The 20,477-nt window shown below is 38.4% G+C and carries 15 protein-coding genes; 2 read left to right on the top strand and 13 right to left on the bottom strand.

Going from position 1 to position 20,477, the window contains the following annotated elements; genetic code table 11:
* Positions 1 to 5: 5 nt before the first annotated feature.
* From LVD47_RS11505 to LVD47_RS11495, 3 genes are all read right to left on the bottom strand, one after another.
* Entirely contained in the window at positions 6 to 710 is a 705-nt protein-coding gene (locus LVD47_RS11505) for an NUDIX hydrolase (protein WP_236976058.1), read from the bottom strand.
* A gap of 231 nt (positions 711 to 941) precedes the next feature.
* Positions 942 to 2,771 carry a glycoside hydrolase family 2 protein gene (locus LVD47_RS11500; protein WP_236976056.1) on the bottom strand — a complete coding sequence of 610 codons (1,830 nt, stop codon included), beginning with the start codon at positions 2,769 to 2,771 and terminating at the stop codon, positions 942 to 944.
* 6 nt (positions 2,772 to 2,777) lie between these two features.
* Positions 2,778 to 3,839 (bottom strand): aldose epimerase family protein, encoded by a 1,062-nt coding sequence (locus LVD47_RS11495; protein WP_236976054.1) that lies wholly within the window; start codon positions 3,837 to 3,839, stop codon positions 2,778 to 2,780.
* Positions 3,840 to 4,365: 526 nt separating this feature from the next.
* Between LVD47_RS11495 and LVD47_RS11490 the strand changes: the two genes are divergently transcribed.
* Positions 4,366 to 5,970: a high affinity choline transporter 1 gene (locus tag LVD47_RS11490; protein WP_236976051.1), complete on the top strand. Its 1,605-nt coding sequence runs from the start codon at positions 4,366 to 4,368 to the stop codon at positions 5,968 to 5,970.
* Positions 5,971 to 6,114: 144 nt separating this feature from the next.
* On the opposite strand, the gene LVD47_RS11485 is transcribed toward LVD47_RS11490, so the two are convergent.
* The 7 genes from LVD47_RS11485 to LVD47_RS11455 form a co-directional block, all read right to left on the bottom strand.
* On the bottom strand, positions 6,115 to 7,617 hold the full coding sequence (locus tag LVD47_RS11485; protein WP_236976050.1) for a GMC family oxidoreductase: 1,503 nt from the start codon (positions 7,615 to 7,617) through the stop codon (positions 6,115 to 6,117).
* 11 nt (positions 7,618 to 7,628) lie between these two features.
* Positions 7,629 to 9,083, bottom strand: a complete 1,455-nt coding sequence (betB, locus tag LVD47_RS11480; RefSeq protein WP_236976048.1) for a betaine-aldehyde dehydrogenase — start codon at positions 9,081 to 9,083, stop codon at positions 7,629 to 7,631.
* Positions 9,084 to 9,229: 146 nt separating this feature from the next.
* Entirely contained in the window at positions 9,230 to 9,535 is a 306-nt protein-coding gene (locus LVD47_RS11475) for a DUF2442 domain-containing protein (RefSeq protein WP_236976046.1), read from the bottom strand.
* A gap of 9 nt (positions 9,536 to 9,544) precedes the next feature.
* Positions 9,545 to 9,847 carry a DUF4160 domain-containing protein gene (locus LVD47_RS11470; protein ID WP_236976044.1) on the bottom strand — a complete coding sequence of 101 codons (303 nt, stop codon included), beginning with the start codon at positions 9,845 to 9,847 and terminating at the stop codon, positions 9,545 to 9,547.
* Between the two features lie 95 nt (positions 9,848 to 9,942).
* Positions 9,943 to 11,268: an FGGY-family carbohydrate kinase gene (locus tag LVD47_RS11465; protein ID WP_236976042.1), complete on the bottom strand. Its 1,326-nt coding sequence runs from the start codon at positions 11,266 to 11,268 to the stop codon at positions 9,943 to 9,945.
* A 13-nt stretch (positions 11,269 to 11,281) separates the two neighbouring features.
* Positions 11,282 to 12,565, bottom strand: a complete 1,284-nt coding sequence (locus LVD47_RS11460) for a sugar isomerase (RefSeq protein ID WP_236976041.1) — start codon at positions 12,563 to 12,565, stop codon at positions 11,282 to 11,284.
* 50 nt (positions 12,566 to 12,615) lie between these two features.
* Positions 12,616 to 14,721 carry a bifunctional aldolase/short-chain dehydrogenase gene (locus LVD47_RS11455; protein ID WP_236976039.1) on the bottom strand — a complete coding sequence of 702 codons (2,106 nt, stop codon included), beginning with the start codon at positions 14,719 to 14,721 and terminating at the stop codon, positions 12,616 to 12,618.
* A gap of 145 nt (positions 14,722 to 14,866) precedes the next feature.
* On the opposite strand from LVD47_RS11455, the gene LVD47_RS11450 reads away from it, so the two are divergent.
* Positions 14,867 to 15,889, top strand: coding sequence for a GntR family transcriptional regulator (locus LVD47_RS11450; protein ID WP_236976037.1), 1,023 nt, complete (start codon positions 14,867 to 14,869; stop codon positions 15,887 to 15,889).
* 202 nt (positions 15,890 to 16,091) lie between these two features.
* On the opposite strand, the gene LVD47_RS11445 is transcribed toward LVD47_RS11450, so the two are convergent.
* The 3 genes from LVD47_RS11445 to coaD form a co-directional block, all read right to left on the bottom strand.
* On the bottom strand, positions 16,092 to 17,078 hold the full coding sequence (locus LVD47_RS11445) for a DUF4249 family protein (protein ID WP_236976035.1): 987 nt from the start codon (positions 17,076 to 17,078) through the stop codon (positions 16,092 to 16,094).
* Positions 17,079 to 17,088: 10 nt separating this feature from the next.
* Positions 17,089 to 19,413 (bottom strand): TonB-dependent receptor, encoded by a 2,325-nt coding sequence (locus tag LVD47_RS11440; protein ID WP_236976033.1) that lies wholly within the window; start codon positions 19,411 to 19,413, stop codon positions 17,089 to 17,091.
* Positions 19,414 to 19,576: 163 nt separating this feature from the next.
* Positions 19,577 to 20,032 (bottom strand): pantetheine-phosphate adenylyltransferase, encoded by a 456-nt coding sequence (gene coaD, locus LVD47_RS11435; protein ID WP_236976031.1) that lies wholly within the window; start codon positions 20,030 to 20,032, stop codon positions 19,577 to 19,579.
* Positions 20,033 to 20,477 lie beyond the last annotated feature (445 nt).

The following is a 20,477-nucleotide window of genomic DNA, read 5'->3' as shown; positions in this document are numbered from 1 at the left end:
TTTATTTATATAATTTTATCAGGATTCGGGATTATACTTAAGAATGCCCTGAACTTTTCAGCATATCTCTCATTATCCAATTTATAGTAATATGCCCCCTTCTTGGAATTTGATTTATCTTTTTCAGCGGTCTTTATAAGTAATTTTGTAGATAATACTTTCCTGCTAAAATTCCTCCGGTCAAACTCTACTTCATAAATCGATTCGTATAAGTTCTGAAGTTGTGGGATAGTAAATTTATCAGGTAAAAGTTCAAATAAAATCGGATGGTTTGCAGCTTTATATTTTATCTCCTGACGGGCCTTATCTACCATTCTGTTATGGTCAAATATCAAATCAGGTAAATTCTTCAAAGATTTCCATTCTGCTTTGTAGTCTTTACTCAACTGTCTTTCGTATTGTGTAATATCCACAAGGGCAAAATAAGCTACGGAAATAGTTCTTTCTACGGGATCCCTTTCTGGATTACCGTAGGCATGAAGTTGTTCCAGGTAGATACCTCTAAGACCAGTCAACGAATACAATATCCGATTGGCAGCCCTGCTAAAGCTTTCATTTTCCTGGACAAATCCCCCCATTAAACTCCATTTCCCCTTTTCAGGCTCAAATCCCCGCTTGATGACCAGGAGTTTCATTTCCGTGCCATTAAACCCTACAATGACACAATCCACCGCCACCAACATTTTTGTTTGATTCTCGTACTTATTCATTTTATCTTACAACCATTTCAAATTTTTTCTAAAATGCCAGTGATTTAAAACCTGCTTACAATTTCACAGTGAAAGTAAAAAGGAATAAATTATATTCAAGCCAGACCTGATTTTGAAATCAAATGCAAAACATTCAACAACTAATCAAACCAAGAATAAAATACATTCGGTCCTTTTCTCCACATACATTCATTTTTAAACATGATCTTATGTAGTATTTTTCAAGAGGAGTTATTTTAATGTATTAATAATCTCCTTATTAATCTTATATATTTTTTCAGGATCGACCTTCACCTTTTTGCGATCGTATGTCATCAAGCCGTTGACTTCCCCTTCCACGTCAGTAGTCTGGGTGTATATAGCTCCGGAAAACCCTGATTTTACCAGATCAATTAATTCATTTCCAAATTTAATATATTCATCTGTTACCTCTTCTGATGACTTATATTGTACATATCCCCAATTTCTCTTTTCAGTATCCCAAAGATGTTCTTTCATCACCAGACCAATTCCTCCATACTCCCCAAGGACATTCGTACGCTGTGCATCGTACAAATACATTTCCGGATTAGGATAATGGTGCAAATCCATTATATCTCCTGTCATTAGAAAATGATTTCCTCCGCTTGCAGAATTGACTAAACGGGACGGATCGTAATTTTTTGTCCATTTTGTAATTTCTTTCGTCTTGAATTGTCCCCATCCTTCGTTAAAAGGGACCCACACAACAATGCTTGGATAATTATAAAAATCGTCCATAATCTCCTTCCATTCACTTCTGTAAATCTTCTCGGAATAAGTACTTCTTATTAATTCTTCACCATCAAAGAATTTCCGCATTTGCCAATTCGGGTATTCATCCCCATTGGGCATGTCCTGCCATACCAGCATTCCCAATTCATCACAATGCTTATACCATCTGGCAGGCTCTACTTTTACATGCTTCCGAATCATATTGAATCCCAATTCCTTGGTCTTTTCAATATCATATCTCAGTGCTTCATCACTAGGTGCCGTATATAGTCCATCGGGCCACCACCCCTGATCCAAGGTGCCAAACTGGAAGTAGTCTTGATTATTGAGTTGCATTCTTATAATTCCCTTTGCATCCCTTTCCATCGATATCTTTCTCATGGCAAAATAACTTTCGATGTAGTCGACTATTTCACCATTACGGAATAATTTTACTTCCGTTTTATATAAAAAAGGCATCTCAGGAGACCATAAACGTGCCTCTGGGACAGGGACATCCAGGAATTCTCCGACTTTTGCCTTTTGACGCGCTACAATAGTCCCTTCCTCATGTACTATAATCTCAAAATAGTCACCATCGTTACCATTCTCTGTAACCACACCATAGTGCAGGCTTCCTTTATCGATATCCGGCGTTTGACGGATATCAGTAATATACGTCGAATTAACTGGTTCCAGCCATACCGTTTGCCAAATTCCAGAAACCGGGGTATACCATATCCCATGCGGTTCATTCACCTGTTTACCACGTGGCTGTGGTCCTTCGTCCGTAGGATCCCATACCTTGACTGTTAACTTTTGACTGCCTGTCTTCAAGTATGGAGTAATAGTAAATGAAAAAGGATCGTACCCACCGCTATGCTCTCCAATCTTGATATCATTTATCCAGACTTCACACTTCCAATCTACTGCTCCGAAGTGTAAAAGGATCTTTTGTCCAGTCCATTCGTCAGGAATATTAAATTCCCTCTCATACCACAAAATCTTATCCTTACCGAGGGACTCCATCACTCCTGAAAGGCTTGATTCGACTGGAAAAGGAACTAATATATCTCCATCAAAATCATCGGGTTGGGGACTTCCTTGCGACTTGATAGCATACTCCCAGAGTCCATTCAGGTTCATCCATTCGGCCCTTGCCATTATCGGTCGAGGGTATTCCTGTAAAACATTATCAGGATCCAGATTTTCTCCCCATCTTGTTTTGATTTTATCGCCGGCAGCTTTCCAGTTTTGGCCTTTTGTCTCACCCAATAAAAATATCAGAATTAGAAAAATGAATAACTGTTGTATTTGCAAAAAACGCATTTATTCTTAATTGGTTTTAAAAAGGAATTTAGTTTTAGAATGATACTTTTCACCTGGGTTCAAAACTACAGATGGGAATTGGGGTTGATTGGGAGAATCAGGGAAATGTTGGGTTTCCAGACACAAACCTGACCTTTTGTTATAAATCATACCCATTTTCCCAGCCAAAGAACCATCCAAAAAATTACCTGAATAAAATTGCACTCCTGGCTCCGTAGTAAACACGCGCATAAGAATCCCGGAATCCGAATCTGACAATTCAGCAGCTAACTCCATCTCGCTCCTATCAGCATGAGCTAATACCCAACAATGATCATATCCGCCACCTAATTCCAATTGACGGTTGTTTTCTTCTATATCTTCACCTACTGCTTTCCAATTTCTAAAATCAAATGGAGTACCACCCACATCTCTCAATTCACCAGTAGGTATTAACGTACTATCCACGGGTAAAAATTCTCCTGCATGTATTTTTAATTTGTGATTGTTTATTGATGGTTCACCGGAAAGATTAAAATAGGTATGATTTGTTAAATTGACAATAGTGGCTTCATCAGTATTTGCCGAGTAATCAATGACCAGCGCATTGTCGTTAGTCAGAAAATAACGCACAGTCACATGAAGTGCACCTGGATAACCTTCCTCGCCTCCCCGACTTGTATAATTCATTTCAAGTCCGGCACTATCTTTCCTCTCAAGCTCAGTAATATCCCAATATACCTTGTCAAACCCTTTAATCCCCCCATGAAGGTGATTTCCCATATTGTTTTGGGCCAGAGTATACGTTTCACCATTCAAATCAAATTTTCCGTTTGCTATGCGATTTCCATATCTCCCAATCAAACAACCAAAATATGGATTATTATCTACATAAGACATTAAATCATCGAAACCCAGAACCACATCTTTCACCTTTCCATTTTTATCAGGAACCTTCAATGTTGTTATAATTCCACCATAATTTATTACATTAACTTCCATTCCATTTGCGTTCGTCAGTGTATATTTCATTACTTCTTTTCCACTCGGAAGCGATCCAAAACTTGATTTCTTTATTTCAACCTGCATACCGGAATTTTCTGAACACGAAATTGTAATTAATACAATAAAAACTTGGATGTATAATAAATGTGCTCTCATGCAATTTTTTAATTATTTTAATTAAATAAAATTGATTTAAAGATTCCGAATATAACATATATAGCAAAATTTGATCTTGTATTTTGGTGTCTAAATTTCAAAACTACCCTACTATTGAACACTTTTTAAAATTTTTCTTCTAAAATCAAGGAAAATCTTTCAACTTTAAAAATCTATTTAACCGCCGATAAATGCTGGAAATCAAATACTTACAACCAAAATCATAATAAACAATTGTTTTAAATGTTAAAAATACACATTATGAACTAATAATAATACGTATTATTGAGTAAATCATAAAAAATTATTTTACCCACTTAAAAAAAGAAAGAATTTTCCTTTCAACTTCTTTCTCCAGTATAGGTGTTTTGGCTATTGAATCAACTTCGACTTTTGGGATTTCGAATATCACCCATTATTTTGTGCTTCTTTTTGTAAAATTGGAATTTACTTTATGCCCCGAAAGAATATCAAAAAAGTCCTTCCCTCACTCTTTATCATAACAATTCTTCTTGTCACCGGTGGCATACTAGAATATCTCGAAAGGCCTGTCTACTGGCCCGGATTCCTGGCCATGATATTCTTTTACGGAGTCATATTTTTTATTGGAACCTATGCAGCGGGAATGAAAACTGAAGAAAGTGAAACCAGTGTCATGCTGGCGGGTAGGTCATTGCCCTTGTTTGTCGCAGTATTTACTATGAGTGCAACCTGGGTCGGCGGTGGTTATATCAACGGTGCTGCAGAATATACAAATTCTTCAGGACTAGTTTGGGTTCAGGCTCCCTGGGGATATGCCATGAGTTTAATCATTGGCGGACTATTTTTCGCCCGGAAAATGAGAAGAATGGGATTTCGGACCATGCTTGACCCCATCCAGCAAAGATATGGCAAGAAAGTTTCCGCACTGTTGACTTTACCCGCCATTTCAGGTGAATTATTTTGGACTTCTGCTATTCTTACAGCATTAGGTACAACTTTCGGTACCGTTCTGGGAATGGATTTCACACCTGCTATTATTATTTCTGCTTGTATTGCTATCGCATACACTGCCTTGGGTGGACTTTGGGCCGTAGCTTTTACCGATGTATTCCAAATGATTCTTCTATTAATTGGATTGGGTTTGGTTATTCCATTTGCACTGGAAAAAGTGGGTGGCTGGGACACAGCATGGAGTCAATTCAAACTCAATCACGGTGAAATGAGTAATTTATTTCCTCCCCTAGACGGTTGGAAAAAGGAAAAGTGGGGGCACACTTATTGGTATTGGTGGGACACGGCATTATTATTAATTTTCGGCGGTATACCTTGGCAAGTATATTTCCAGCGAGTACTCGCTTCAAAAAATGAAAAAGTAGCCATGCAGTTGTCTATAATAGCCGGATTTATTTGTCTTTTGGCGGCAATACCTGCTATGATGATAGGAGTCATCGGCAATGTAGTTACCTGGACAGATTTTGGAGTTAATCCCCCGGAGGAAGCAGCACTTACTCTCCCATATGTAGTTCGATATCTTACGAACCCTGTAGTAGCCACTATTGGTTTGGGAGCGATTGCTGCTGCTGTAATGTCATCTGTAGATTCCTCTATTCTATCAGCTTCATCACTCTTTTCATGGAATTTGTACAGACCATTGCTCAAACCGGATGTAAGCTCAAAAAATTTATCAAAAATCATCAAAAGAGTCATTTGGATCACAGGTATTTCAGCCACACTCATCGCTCTTCAGGTAAAAAGTGTCTACGCACTTTGGACTTTATGTAGCGATTTTGTTTACTCCATTTTATTTTCCCAACTGGTATGTGCTCTATTCGACAAAAAAGCTAATAGATATGGAGCAGTAGCAGGATTGCTAGTATCTGTTGTTCTTCGATTTGGTGGTGGAGATCCCACATTGGGTATTCCGGCCTTTCTCCCTTATCCGATGATGGAAGAGGGTATAAGCATGTTTCCGTTTCGTACCCTGGCGATGATATCCAGTTTGATAACGATAATGATAGTTTCAAGATTGACACAAAAAATATCCCCTCCATTAGCGTTGAAAAAGATGGATAATTAAAAGAAGCTACGAGCCACCAGTTTCGAGCAATGAGATTGAGTATAAAAAAAGGGACTACAAATTTGCTCGGGGCTCAATAGTTGCGAGCTGCATTCTTCATTCGATCAACATCTTCCAACTTCCGTCTTCTGACTTTCAACCTCACTACCCCTTTTCACTCAGAATAAAATCAGCACACCTTTCCCCTACCATCATGCAAGTAATACAAGGATTTACACTTGTAATAGCCGGAAAAACAGAAGCATCTGCAATTCGTAAATTTTTAAATCCATATACTCTCAACTGATCCGTAACCACAGCCCTTTCATCATCCTCAGGCCCCATTTTGCAAGTGCCCGCAGGATGATATACTGTATTATGGGTCTTATAAATATATTCCTTAATTTCTTCATCCGTCTGGACTTCTTTTCCAGGAGATATTTCTCTCTTCACCCAATCTTTAATAGGTGACTTACCGACAATTTCACGAGCTTTTTTTATTCCTTCTATCATCACTTTGATATCATATCCCCCTGGATCAGAAAAATATTTCGGATCAATCAAAGGAGCATCTTCCGGATTGGATGATCGCAGTCTTACTACACCTTCACTTTTTGCTCTCATAACGTTGGGTGTAAGCGAAAACGCATTTTCGGCAGAAGGATAACCAGCAGGGATTGTATGCATATCAAATGCTTCCGTTCCAAAGTGCAACATAATATCGGCGAAATTCAGGGATTCATGGGATCTGCAAAAAACACCAATTTCATACTTTTGGGCCGTCCTTTCAGGAATTTTTCTATTGGCTTCCCATATGACAACACCTTCCGGATGATCAACCAAATGACTTCCCACACCCGGTAAAGATTTAATGACCGGGACTCCAATATCACGTAAATGTTCTTCCGGTCCAATTCCCGATAACATTAGGAGTTGTGGTGTTTGGAAAGCGCCACCGGATAGAATCACTTCTTCATTAGCATAAAAATTTCCTTTACTGGTATTCACACCTTTTACGTGATCTTTACCTTCAATCAAAAGCTTATGGACAAAAGTTTCCGTGAGAACCGTCAGGGTATGCGGAGATTCATTATATGGATGCAAATATGCAACCGAACTGGAATGTCTGATTGATCCCTTTTTATTCAGCGAGAACCATCCCGCACCTTCATTGTACTTCCCCTGATCAAAATGAACGACTTCAATCCCTGATGCTTCGCAAGCTTTCAAAAGGGCCATTCCACATTCATTCCCGGAATCCGAAAGTTCAAGATTAACTTTTTCTAAGACGCGGTCATAATAAGGACGCACTTCACAGGGAGTCCAACCTTTTATACCAGACTGGCTCCAAAGTTCGAAATCATAGTCTGGTGCCTGGAATGCTATGGCTGAATTGTGAGAGCTGCACCCCCCCATAACTTTTGCACGACTATGGCGCATATTACTATTTCCCGTTTTTTGTTCCTCGATAGCAAAGTCATAATCAAGATCCCCTTCCAAAAGTGTAGACCACTGGGCTAACTCCAGAACATCCGTTCTTTTCTCATCCGTGATTCCCGCCTCTATTAAAAGTACTTCCTTATTTGTTTTTTCCGCCAGGCGATAGGCTGTTACTACACCCGATGTTCCCCCACCAACAACTATATAATCGTATGTCTCTTCCTTCATTTTTTTGCTTTTTATTCAAATGGATTTTGCATCTTCTCCATAGCCACATATACCGTTTTCCTCTGGGTATAATGGTCAATTGCAGCCCAGCCATTCTCTCTTCCCAATCCTGAGTTTTTATATCCCCCAAATGGAATTTCAACTGGTGTTATATTATACGTATTGATCCAACATATCCCTGCTTCTAATTTATTAGAAACACGATGCCCCCTCCTCAAATCTCTTGTAAATACGCCCGCCGAAAGTCCATAAGGTGTATTATTTGCCCGTTCAATTACCTCGTCTTCTTCTTCAAATTCCAAAATCGTCATCACCGGTCCGAATATTTCTTCTTTTACAATTTTCAAATCATCTGACTTTCCAACGAAAACCGTTGGCTCCACAAAATATCCATCTTTACAATCCGGGACATGGAATCGTTCGCCGCCTATAATTAATTCAACCTCATTTATTTTGGCCCAATCAATATACCCCATTACCTTTCGAAAATGATCTTCACTAATGAGCGCTCCCACCTGGGTTTTGGGGTCCAAAGGATTACCGATCTTCAGCTTCCGGGTTTCCTCCACCAATTTTTCAATAAATAATTTTTTGACAGACTTATGGACATATACACGGGTCCCATTACTGCAAATTTCTCCCTGGGTATAAAAATTACCCAACATTGCTCCATAAACCGCTTCCTCGATGTCCGCATCATCAAATACTACAATCGGAGATTTACCGCCTAGTTCAAGAGTAATATGCTTAAGAGTATGGGCAGCATTTTTCATTATTGCTTTACCTGTACCTACTTCCCCGGTTAGTGATATCTTGGCAATGTCAGGATGAGCTACCATCATTTTCCCTATTTCCGCATCACCATGGATTACATTGAATACTCCATCAGGCAACCCGGCTTCGCTATAAATTTCCGCCAATTTCACAGCAGATACCGGGGTCATTTCCGAAGGTTTGAATATCATGGAATTACCACATGCCAAGGCAGGAGCTGATTTCCAACACGCTATCTGTAAAGGATAATTCCAGGCACCTATACCTCCGCATACACCCAAAGGTTCCCTACGGATATAGGCAAAATCGCCTCCCAGATCCATATACTCTCCTTCAATACCCGCCGCTATTCCACCAAAATACTCCAGGCAATCTGCACCGGAAACAATATCTACCACCAGAGTTTCAGATATAGGTTTGCCGGTATCCCGCGCTTCCAATTCTGCTAATTCGTCATTATATAATCTCAATAAATCCGCTGTCTTTCTCAAAATTCTTCCGCGCTCCACCGGCATCATTTCCGCCCATTCCTTTTGCCCCTGTCGAGAAGACTCTAAAACTCTTTCAAAATCGGAAGGATCCGCTGTACTGACCGTATGAAATGGGTTCCCATTTGCGGGTTCAAAATTGGTGTACCCCCTTCCATGACCGGAATACAATTTCCCTCCGATATACATTTTTAATGCTTCCATACCGCAAGTATAAAAAAATATGAGGAGTCGTATAAACGTAAGGTGAGATTACTGTTTATTTCCAATTAGAAAAAGAAAGCCAAATAGTGACACAAAAAGGTTAAAAGTATTTGAAACTTAAAATGGTTACACATTAATCTTTGAGTTCAGGACTTGTGGACTGGGATAGTTGAAATGGCATTATTGTAGAGATCTTCTAGGGAAAAGCACAGTTCGTAATCATTCCAATCCAGATTACCATACTTTAATCGAAACTGAGAAAATATTTCCTCGTCAAAGTACTTTTTTATTTCAGGATGTGAAGCCTGCTCTAGAAAACCTTTAAAATCGACTAATGACTTATGTCCATCATTAAACAACAATCTCATGACAAAATCTCCAATATACTTTGCCTCAATGATATGATAACATTCTGAATGATTTTCGAAATTATATTGCTCTATAATCTCCATATTTAAACATTATATCTTCTTAGTAATTCTCTCAAATTCTATGCCCTTGTTATAAATAAAATAATCAACCCATTTGTTTACAATAGAATCCGAATAGTTCATTATAAAGATTTTTAAATTCTTAAGATCCTTTCCTTTTAAGGGCATACTTCCTTTAACATTTGTAATTATTACTTTATGAATTTCCCCATTTTCAATAAGAAATTCGACTTTACTTTCATACTCTCCTTTTCTAGCATGAACATGTATAGGTTCATGTTCTTTCGAATAGAAAAATAATATTATCCCTAAGTACTCATAAATCTTCGGCATAACAATTAGACCTTATACTATAACAATATAGATCGTTGCTTATCAATATGAATGGTTTTAAAAAAGAAATAATTCCCAATCCCACAAAATTCCTGTCAAATACTATTACTCATTTCAAAAACACCCCGAGCAGAGCCTGAAGGTAATTGAGATACCTGCACATTCAGTTCAGGCATTTTCAATCGCAACATTTCTACAAATACCTGATTGGAAATAAAGCCACCTTCTATAATTATTTTACCGGGCATGTTTGTCCCTGAAGCAAGTTTTATAGCTTCAATCTGCAAATCCGTTAACTGATTCATCATTTGGTAATACTCCAGTTCCCACGAATAGGTCTGATGCTCCAATCTATCTTTTACGTTATCAACAGTCGCCACTTCGGCAAGATAATTTAATTTAAACTTTACAGGTGACACAGAAGACATCACCCGAAAAAGTTTAATATCCCATTCCAGTTTCTGCACTTCTTTCCTGGATACTGAATATTTTTGACAAATTTTCTCTTCCAATTCCTCATATTCTTTCCCCAGGAACAAACGAGCTACCCGCACCTGTCCTCCATCAATACGCAATAGGTTCAAGCAATCCCTGGCAAGATCATTCTCAGATAATTGATCATTCGAATAGGGATTGAGACAAATGGACCATGTTCCAGTGGACAATAAAAGGAAAGGTTCACTTTCTGACTTTAAATACGGAATAAGTGAAGCTGATGAGTCATGTAAGCCTCTTCCTACTTTTACTTTATATCCACTGATATCTACCATTTCTTCAGTGTCTGAATGTACTATTGGCGGAAATAGTTCAACAAGTCCTTCCTTATAAACCCAAAGGTGATAATCACCTTTAGTAAAATCCCATAACCCGGTATGACAACCTATACTCGTATATTCTGAAATGGGTTTCCCCGAGAAAATGTAGCTTAAATATTGCGGAAAATGAAGTACATATCTCACCCTTTTAAAAATATCAGGCTTGGCATATTTTAACCAATACAGCTGAAGGCCAGAATTGAGCATTCCCAAATACGGGCTTGATGTTTCGGTACAGAACCTCTGTTGAGGACCATATTTTGAGAAAAACTGGTCTATTATATCGTCGGGATAGGGCTTTAAATAATTATAAAATACAGGAACTCTTTTCCCATCCCCGTCCAAATAAACCAAACTCGCTCCATATCCGGAGAAATTCATCTTTTTTACCCTGTATAAAGAATTACTCAATGCATCAAGAACTTCCTTTTTCACCCATTTCTCAATTCCTGACAAATCATCCGAAGGAAATCCATCATCGTCCTGAATTTCATCAAACCGCGTGGAAGATTTCTCTAAAACCTCGCCTGTAGTTTCATCAAACAAGTAAAATTTTTTATTGGTTTTACCAATATCAACGATCGCAATTACATCAACCTTTTCCATCCTATAAAATCTATTAAAGCCCCGTTGTCAAATTGTTCCTGCCCCGTTCATCAATCAATTGAGACCTGAGTTCATTCTTTTCAAAAAACCGCACCGCATCCAACGGTGCCCCATGCCGTCTTCTATACTCTCTAAGAATCGATCGTACATCGGTCTGAAAGGCGTCATTAATTATCTCGCTAGCCAAAACTGTATCTTCCTTCAGTTGTGCATCATTCAAGGATTTCGAATCAATTATCCTGGATTTGATATAGGAAAGTCCTATAGAATCCAATGATTGTATCAAATCTACAATCGGGTCTTTTATATTGTGACTGGCATCAATCATATAAGCGATTGGAGGATTCCCGCCAACATTGTCATTCATACCCTGAACAATTTCATTAAAAATAAGGAATAATTGATAAGGTTTGATGCTACCTACAGTCAAATCATCGTCTGCGAACTTGCTGTCGTTGAAGTGAAATCCACCCAGTTTACCCGCGGAAATCAGCGTGGAAACAATTTGTTCTATATTGGTATTTGGCAAATGGTGACCTAGATCAACAAGGGTAAAAGCCCTTTCCCCAAGAGAGGATGCTAAATGAAAAGATGTTCCCCAGTCAGGAATTACGGTAGAATAAAAATACGGTTCAAAAGGTTTGTATTCGATGTACAAACTCCAATCTTCGGGCATATGATTATAAATACTTTCAAGAGATTTAAATGTATTATTCAAAGCCCTTCTGAAGTTGGATTGCCCTGGGTGGTTACTGCCATCAGCCAACCAAACGGTCAAAGACTTCGAGCCCAACTCACATCCATAATCAATAACTTTTTTATTGTGATCTATTGCTTGTTGTCGCACGTTGGAATTAACATGGGACAATGATCCCAATTTATAAGATAATTTCTGGCCCTCCTGATCCTGGAAGGTATTGGAATTCATAGCGTCGAACTCCAGGGCGTTTTCCTTTGCCAAAGCAACAATTTCAGTAGGGTTTTCAGGTATATCCCAGGGAATATGTAAGGAAATTTTTCCCGCAGAATGTGTGAGGTGGTGAATCAACCCTACATCTTTTATTTTCTCCTGAAGATTCCCTGGGGTCCCCCCTTGCGCAAACCTCCCAAATCTTGTTCCCCCTGCCCCAAGTGCCCAACTGGGTATAGCTATCTGTAGTTCTTCCATATCCCTAATTATGGATTCGACATCTACACCCCGGGAATTCAATTTACTGGATAAAAATTCAAATTCCATTTGATGATTGGTAATAAGATCCCTGTTAAAATCATCAATTTGATTTTTCTTTACTTCCATTATTGTACCTGATTTTCTAATTCATTTACCCGAAATAGGGTATAAACATTTTACCTTACGAAAGCTTCATTCATTCCACCATCCACATTGATTATATTTCCGGTGCTTTTATCCAATATTGCTACCAGTGTGTAGACTCCATTAGCGATATCTTCAGGACGTATTACTTTATTTAGCAAATTCCTCTTGGCGTAATGTGCAGGTAATTCTTCAACTGAAATTCCATATGCTTTTGCTCTTCCTTCAGCCCATTTGCCTTCCCAGATCTTACTACCGATAATTACACCATCAGGGTTAACCGTATTTACCCGAATATCATCCGGGCCTAATTCTGCCGCTAGTAATCGACTCATATGAATTTGGGCCGCTTTGGCCGTACCGTATCCTACATTATTGGGTCCTGCAACCAACCCGTTTTTGGAAGCAATATTCACTATGTTTCCACCTAATCCTTGCTGCTTCATAATGGATGTTCCGTGTTTAACAAGTAAAAATTGACCTTCTACCATGACACTTTGAAGTAGATCCCAATCTGCTTTGGTGGTTTCAGCCAAAGGTTTGGAAATGGCCAGACCGGCACTGTGGACAACAATATCTACTCCACCAAATTCCAGACTTGCTTTTTTGAAAGCATCTACAATACTTTGTTGGTCAGTCACATCACATTTTGAATATGCCGATACATCCCTGTTATAGGTTTCATGTGTCTCCTGCGCCCGGCTTTCATCTACATCAGTGATAAAAACATTTGCTCCTTCCGCAGATAGCTTATCTGCTATTGCTTTACCAATTCCACCACCTGCACCCGTAATGAAGGCCACTTTGCGGGAAAGTGGTTTTTCAGGCGGCATTCTTTTTAACTTTGCTTCTTCCAATAACCAATATTCAATATCAAATGCTTCTTGTCTGGGCAATGCCGTATACTCTGATATAGCCTCCGACCCACGCATCACATTAATGGCATTGATATAGAATTCACAAGCTACGCGCGCTGTTTGTTTATTCTTTGCAAAAGTAAACATACCCACACCGGGATATAAAATAACTACCGGATTGGGATCCCGCATATCCGGACTATTAGAACGTTTATGATTTTCATAGTATTCAGCATATCCCTTTCTGTATTCTTCAAACTGGGCAGTGAGTTTTTCCTTTAGTTTTTCTTCATCGTCCAATGCATCAGTAGGATCCAATTCCAATACTAAAGGCTGAATTTTAGTCCTCAAAAAATGATCGGGGCAAGAAGTACCCATTGGGGCTAACGTATCCAGGTCATTACTGCCGATAAATTCCAGCACTTTTTCATCATCGGTAAAATGACCAATCATCGGTTTTTCATTGGAACAGAATCCCCTGAGTAATGGCATTAATTTAGCAGCCTTTTCATATCGGGAAGTCTCGTCAAGGGCCGAAATTTTTTCGCCTCCAAATACGACTCCACCGTTTTCTTTGATTTTATCTTCGATATATTCTGAAGCCTGCTCGATTACTTCAAGACTATTGATATAAGAATCATAAGAAGTATCCCCCCAGGTAAATAAACCATGACTTCCCAGCACTAGCCCTCTCAAATCCGGGTTCGCTTTCAAATATTCTTCCATTTTGACGCCGAGATCAAAACCGGGTCTTTGCCAGGGTAACCAGCCAATAGTTCCGCCCCAAATTTCTTTTGTAATTGCTTCCCCGTCTTTTGCCGCAGCTATAGCTATTAATGCGTCCGGGTGTAAATGATCAATATGTTTGAACGGGAGTAATCCGTGCAAGGGGGTATCTATAGAGGGAGCCCTGCTGTCCAAATCATATAAAGTATGGTAAAATAAACCAACCATTTCGTCCTCGAATTCCAGCCCTCGATACACATTTTTCAACTGGTGCAGCTTATTTACATATAGCCCCGCAATTCCGTTTCTTTTCAGTGTTCCAATATCCCCACCTGAACCTTTAATCCACATTACTTCAACGTCTTCTCCCGTCAACGGATCTTTCTCAATAGTTTTGCAACTGGTATTTCCACCGCCATAATTGGTAATCCTCAAGTCCGCACCCAAAATATTGGATCGGTATAAAAACAACTCTACTTCATTTCCTTCCAATGATTTCGCTTTTTGATCATCCCATAGATAATCAACATATTTAAAGGCAGTTTTTGTCTTCATTTTAATATTTTACATGTACAAAAATTCAGAAAATCAAAATAAATCTAACTCACAAATAAGTATTATCTTTCATAGGGTTTCATATCATGCGAATTATTATTTTTCAAAAATAATTAAACATTGACGGTGCAAAAAATATAATTACATGCTGTACTTAATAAAAATAGACAATTATTCTTCTACTCCAAAATATCAACAAATCTTCAATTGTATCACGAAAGGCATCCAGGACGGGAACATCGAATCCGGTGAAAAATTACCTTCTATTCCTGAAATTTGCAGCGCCAATGACATTGCTAAAAAAACCGTAGAAAAAGCCTACAATTTATTGAAGTCAAAAGATATTATTGAAGCTATACAGGGAAAAGGACATTATGTAAAAGCAACGGAACTCAAACAGAGAAAGCGAATATTCCTCCTGTTCAACAAACTAAGCCGACATAAAAAAATTATTTATGACAATTTTGTACAAACATTGGGTGAGGAAGCTGCCGTAGACTTTTATGTCTACCACAATGAATTCTCAATATTTAATGATTTAATAACCCAACCTCACCATAGCTCAGTCTATTCTCACTATGTAATAATTTCCCATTTCATGTCAAGCGCCCACAAAGCAAAAGATATCATAAATCAACTTCCTAAACAAAAACTTTTGATCCTGGACAAACTCGTTCCCGGGATTAGTGGAGACTATGCTGCCGTATACCAGGATTTTGAAAAGAATATTTTTGAATCGTTGAAATCATTACAAAACCGCATTAAAAAGTACAATAAGTTTAATTTGATTTTCCCTTACGACACCTACCAGCCGCGGGATATCATTTGGGGATTTCAAAAATTTTGCATTGAAGCAGACATATCATATCACGTCATAAATGATATTGCCGAAACCCCTATTAAAGAGGGTGAGGCCTATATAAGTCTCATGGAAGAAGACCTTGTAACCCTTATAAAAAAAATTAAGAAAAAAGATTTGGAGACCGGCAGAAATATTGGCGTTATATCATACAATGAAAATCCACTAAAGGAAATTTTACTTGATGGGATTACCGTTATTTCGACAGATTTTGAACAAATGGGAATATCTGCCGCCCAACAAATATTAAATGAAACTAGATTACATATTGAAAACCCATTCAAGGTAATTGTTAGGAATTCATTGTAAATAAGGTTTTTCGATTTATGTTTCACCCCAATAAGAACTGGTCGACAATTGGTATTGCCGATTGGGATCCTATAAAGACCTGGGAAATGTCACTAAAAAAAGGTACCTATTTACAGCAACCGTATAGAAACCATATTAATTAAAAGACTAAAAATGACAATATATATCAGAACATTAATCACTTCCTATTCCCCCAAATACCTTACCTCACCTCCACTTCACGAAAGGAATTGGCAGAGAGTGCAAAAATCCCATATCCATTTTCTACATTAGAATACACCTCTGAAGGTTCTGCAAAAGGATTACCTTCATTGCTTTGATATTGGTCAGAAGACTCATAAAATTTCACATAATTATCAGACAAATGGCTCAATCTGGCAATTATTCTGAATTCACCGTCAGGGTCCCGGCCATCATAACTTCCAAAATAAAACCGAAACCGATACTTCCCATTAGTAGTCAAATCTTCTTCTGAAAAATCAACGGTTGAATACTCGTCAAACAGCTCAAAATCCTCCTCACTATTATTTTCTTCATAAGCATGTAAATAACTAATCGTACCGTCTTCCCGTGTCACCTGACATACCACATCCAGATTATAAAAATCCAATTTCTCATTTACATCTTCCAATTTAATCTCTATGAATCCACCAAAGGATTTTCCACTTTCCGGGCGATCAATTCCGGCATCCACAACTTCAAAATCAGTAAGCAATGGCATTGTATCTCTAGCGACAACAGGTGGCCATTCGGGTGAAGGTCTTCCATCGGGATTATTGAGGAATTGAGCATGTATCGAATAAGCCATTCCCGGCTCCATCTCCCCCTCCACTTTATGAAAAAACTCATCTATGGAATGCCCCGTTCCAGGTTCATATTTGACAAATGGCGTAGGAAGTACTTCCCCTTCCTCTGTGGCTAGTTTCACAACACCTTCAATAAACAATCCTCCCCGATAGATAGGAGGAAAACTATATGACAGGTATATCCTGTTATTATTCCTTGACCTCCGGTTATTAAAATATCTGCGAATAAACAAGGTGTCACGATCATCCGAATTCGATAAAAAACTAAATAAAACCCCTTTGTATTCATGATCTGAAAAATCCAACTCAATCTCCCTGGTAAAAGACCCATCGCACGCTGTAAGAAACCAAATTAAATAAACTAAAGATAGTATTTTCTTCATACGGATAAATTTAAAATGTAAAACCCCAACTTACATATGGAATAACAGGTAAAATCGCCACCTCTTTCAATTTGCCGTCGTAGTCTTGCATTATGAAAAATGGATTTTTTCTAAAATACGTATTATATGCGCCAAAGGTCCAGGTTGATTCGATGCGTTTCTTTTGTTTTGTTTTCTTAAATGAAATGTCGAGCCTGTGATAATCTGACATCCGATAGTTATTTTTCTCACTATACACTGAATAATCATACGGTCCCGGATAAACATTTGCCGGAAAAGAAAAATTCGCATCCGGTATAGAGTATGCATTGCCCGTTCCATAAATCCACGCCCCGGAAAAAGACCATTTTTTGGAAAGCTCATGAGATATTACCAGGCTTAAATCATGCCTCCTATCGTATTTGAAAGGAAATATTTTTCCACGGTTGATCCCTTCAAACTGACGCTTGTTCCACGACAAAGTGTAGGCAACCCAACCGGTAGTTTTCCCAAATTTTTTCTGAAATAAAAACTCCAACCCATACGACCATCCATTGCCCTGCGTAATCTTGTCCTGCCAGTCCGTATCCGCTCCAAGAATAAAACTAACACCCGGTTTATAAGATAATACATTGTTCATTTTTTTGTAATACCCCTCCAGAGAAATTTCATAATCATCCCATAATGTTTTGGCAGTACCTGCGGCTACTTGCCAACTAGCCTGCGGACCTATCCGACCTGTTGCCGGCACCCACAAATCTGTCGGCAGACTCAGGGATTCATTAGTCAATAGATTGACATACTGTGCCATTCGAGCATAGGAACCTTTTAGTGCCCACCCACCTGAAATCAGATACCTCATACCCAAGCGGGGCTGAAGGGAATGATAGAATTCACCGTCAGTAAAGAACTGGGAATAATGGACACCGGCATTCATCTTGAAACGACCAAAGTCCATATCATCCTCTACATAAAAGGCACTTTCCAACGATTGGATCTTGTTCTGCAGATAGTCCCTTTTATCTACTTCATCCTCGAATTTGAGGTCGAAAGTGAGCGCGCCCGGGCTGTATGTATGTTGAGTCCATTGCGTACCAAATTTCAATGAATGGCCTCCTCCCGGCAGGTAGTCCACAGAATACTTCAGTCCCATATCTGTAATTCCCGAATAATACAAGGAGTTGAAATGTTCTTCAAAATCTTCTTCCTCATACGAGTGAAGGACATCATTATTGAGTCTATACCTGGAATACGTCAGCGTGGTGTTGGCAAACATTTTTGAACTCATTCTATGGTTCCAATTCAATGAACCTATATAGTTTCCCCATTTGACCCGGGCATCCGTTGCCTCATTGCTTCCGTCTTCATACCTTTCATTATATTTTACACCATAATGGTCTGCCCCGTAATACCCACTAAACACCAGCCTGTGCCTGTCGTTTAATTCATAATTGGCTTTGGCATTGAGGTCGTGAAAAAAGGCTGTAGGAAGCACTTTCCCCTGATTACCGGATTGTACTGCTTTGGCAATTGGCCTCCCAATGATATCAATATAAGACCTTCTCATTGACACCAGGAATGAGCTTTTCTCGGGTATTATCGGCCCTTCCAGAAGGAGTTTAGAAGAAATTAATCCAATCTGTCCGCTCCCGTGAAATTCATTGAGGTGGCCATCTTTCATATTTACCTCTACCACTGAGGATAAACGACCTCCATACCTGGCCGGGAAACCACCTTTTGTAATGCTCACATTCTTTATAGCATCAGAATTAAACGAACTGAATATTCCGAGGACATGCGTGGGATTATATATAGGAACGCCGTCTACCAGAATGAGATTTTGGTCAATACTGCCACCTCGGACAAAAATTCCGGAAGTCCCTTCCGCCCCACTTTGGACACCCGGCATAAGCTGAAGGGTCTTTAAAACGTCGGTCTCTCCCAGGAAGGCCGGAAGCTTCTTGATTTGTTCAACTGGGATTTCATTCCGGCTCATCTGGCTTTCTTCTTCAATTCGATTGGCTTTCTCTGCTTTGACGACTAGTTCATCCAGTAAAACAGCCCTTGACAAGCGAACATTTATTACCGTATCCGTGCTTGAATTAAATTGGATAGTATCACTTTGAAACCCGACATAACTCACGACAAGATTAATTTCACCAACGGGTAAAGAAATGCTATAAAATCCGTACTCATTTGTTGAACCTCCACTTAGAGAATTAACTTCCAGAATATTCGCACCAATAATTTTTTCTCCCGAACTTATTTCTTCAACATTTCCACTTATAGTAATGTCTTGTGAAAACAGAAAAGAAATATTTATAAAAAGCAAAGCAGTCGTTTCTAACAATCTCATCCAACACCGTCTTTTCGTCTAAAAACGTATGGAAAAACAAAATGTACTCTCAATTAATTATAAAAAACTAAAATTAACAATGGTTTAACATAAGATTATTTGACAAAAACAGATGCTTTTTGACATATATAGTGAATTATTCATTCAATTTTCTGGTCCCGGATCAAAGGGTAATTTCTTGAGGAATAAACGGCGAAGCATCTCCCTCTCCTTTGATAATCTCACGCACGATTGTAGAAGAGATATGAGAATATTGCGGGCGACTAATAAAAAATACGGTTTCCAGGTCATGTCCCACTATGTTATTTAATTGGGAAATGGTTTTTTCATAGTCAAAATCAGCCGCATTTCTCAGTCCTCGAATTAAATACCCTGCATTTATTCTATTGCAATAATGAGCGGTAAGTCCTTCAAAATGATCCACGGTTACTTTTTCCTCGCCTTCAAATACTTTCTTCAACCATTGAACACGTTGATCCAGGGTATACAAGTATTGTTTTTGATTGTTCACACCAATAGCAATGATAATTTTATCAAATAAAGGCAGAGCTCTGGTTACAATATCCTTGTGACCTTTGGTAATCGGATCAAAAGATCCAGGAAAAACAGCTATTTTCATTATTTGGAATTTTATCCTAACAATACTGGTAACATATTATCATAAAGATTTCAAAAATACGGAATTCGAACTCTTCAAATGAGTAAATCGCATATAAAATATGAAAAAACAATACAGATATATTCACATAAAACATTATACATACTTATAATTCCCCGGTACTCAGAATAGAACATATATGCATTTTATAGCACAGGAAATGTCAAAAAATTCTTCTCTTATTATCGGTATTGTGGCTCGATATTTGTTGATTTAGGATGGAAAGGCCAGTCAAACTTTAACCTTTTCATTATTACTTATATTACTCTGGAAAGTACTGACAACTAATTACTCTGTAATACAATGAAACACATATAATAAATTCAATATATATCTTAATGAGTCCCAGGAAAAAAATACATTATTCAACAAGTAAAATTTCTAAACACAACGGTAAAAGTATATA

The organism is Membranihabitans maritimus, from assembly GCF_021729145.1.
Classification (GTDB): domain Bacteria; phylum Bacteroidota; class Bacteroidia; order Chitinophagales; family Saprospiraceae; genus Membranihabitans; species Membranihabitans maritimus.
This window is presented reverse-complemented; position numbering and strand designations above follow the sequence as displayed.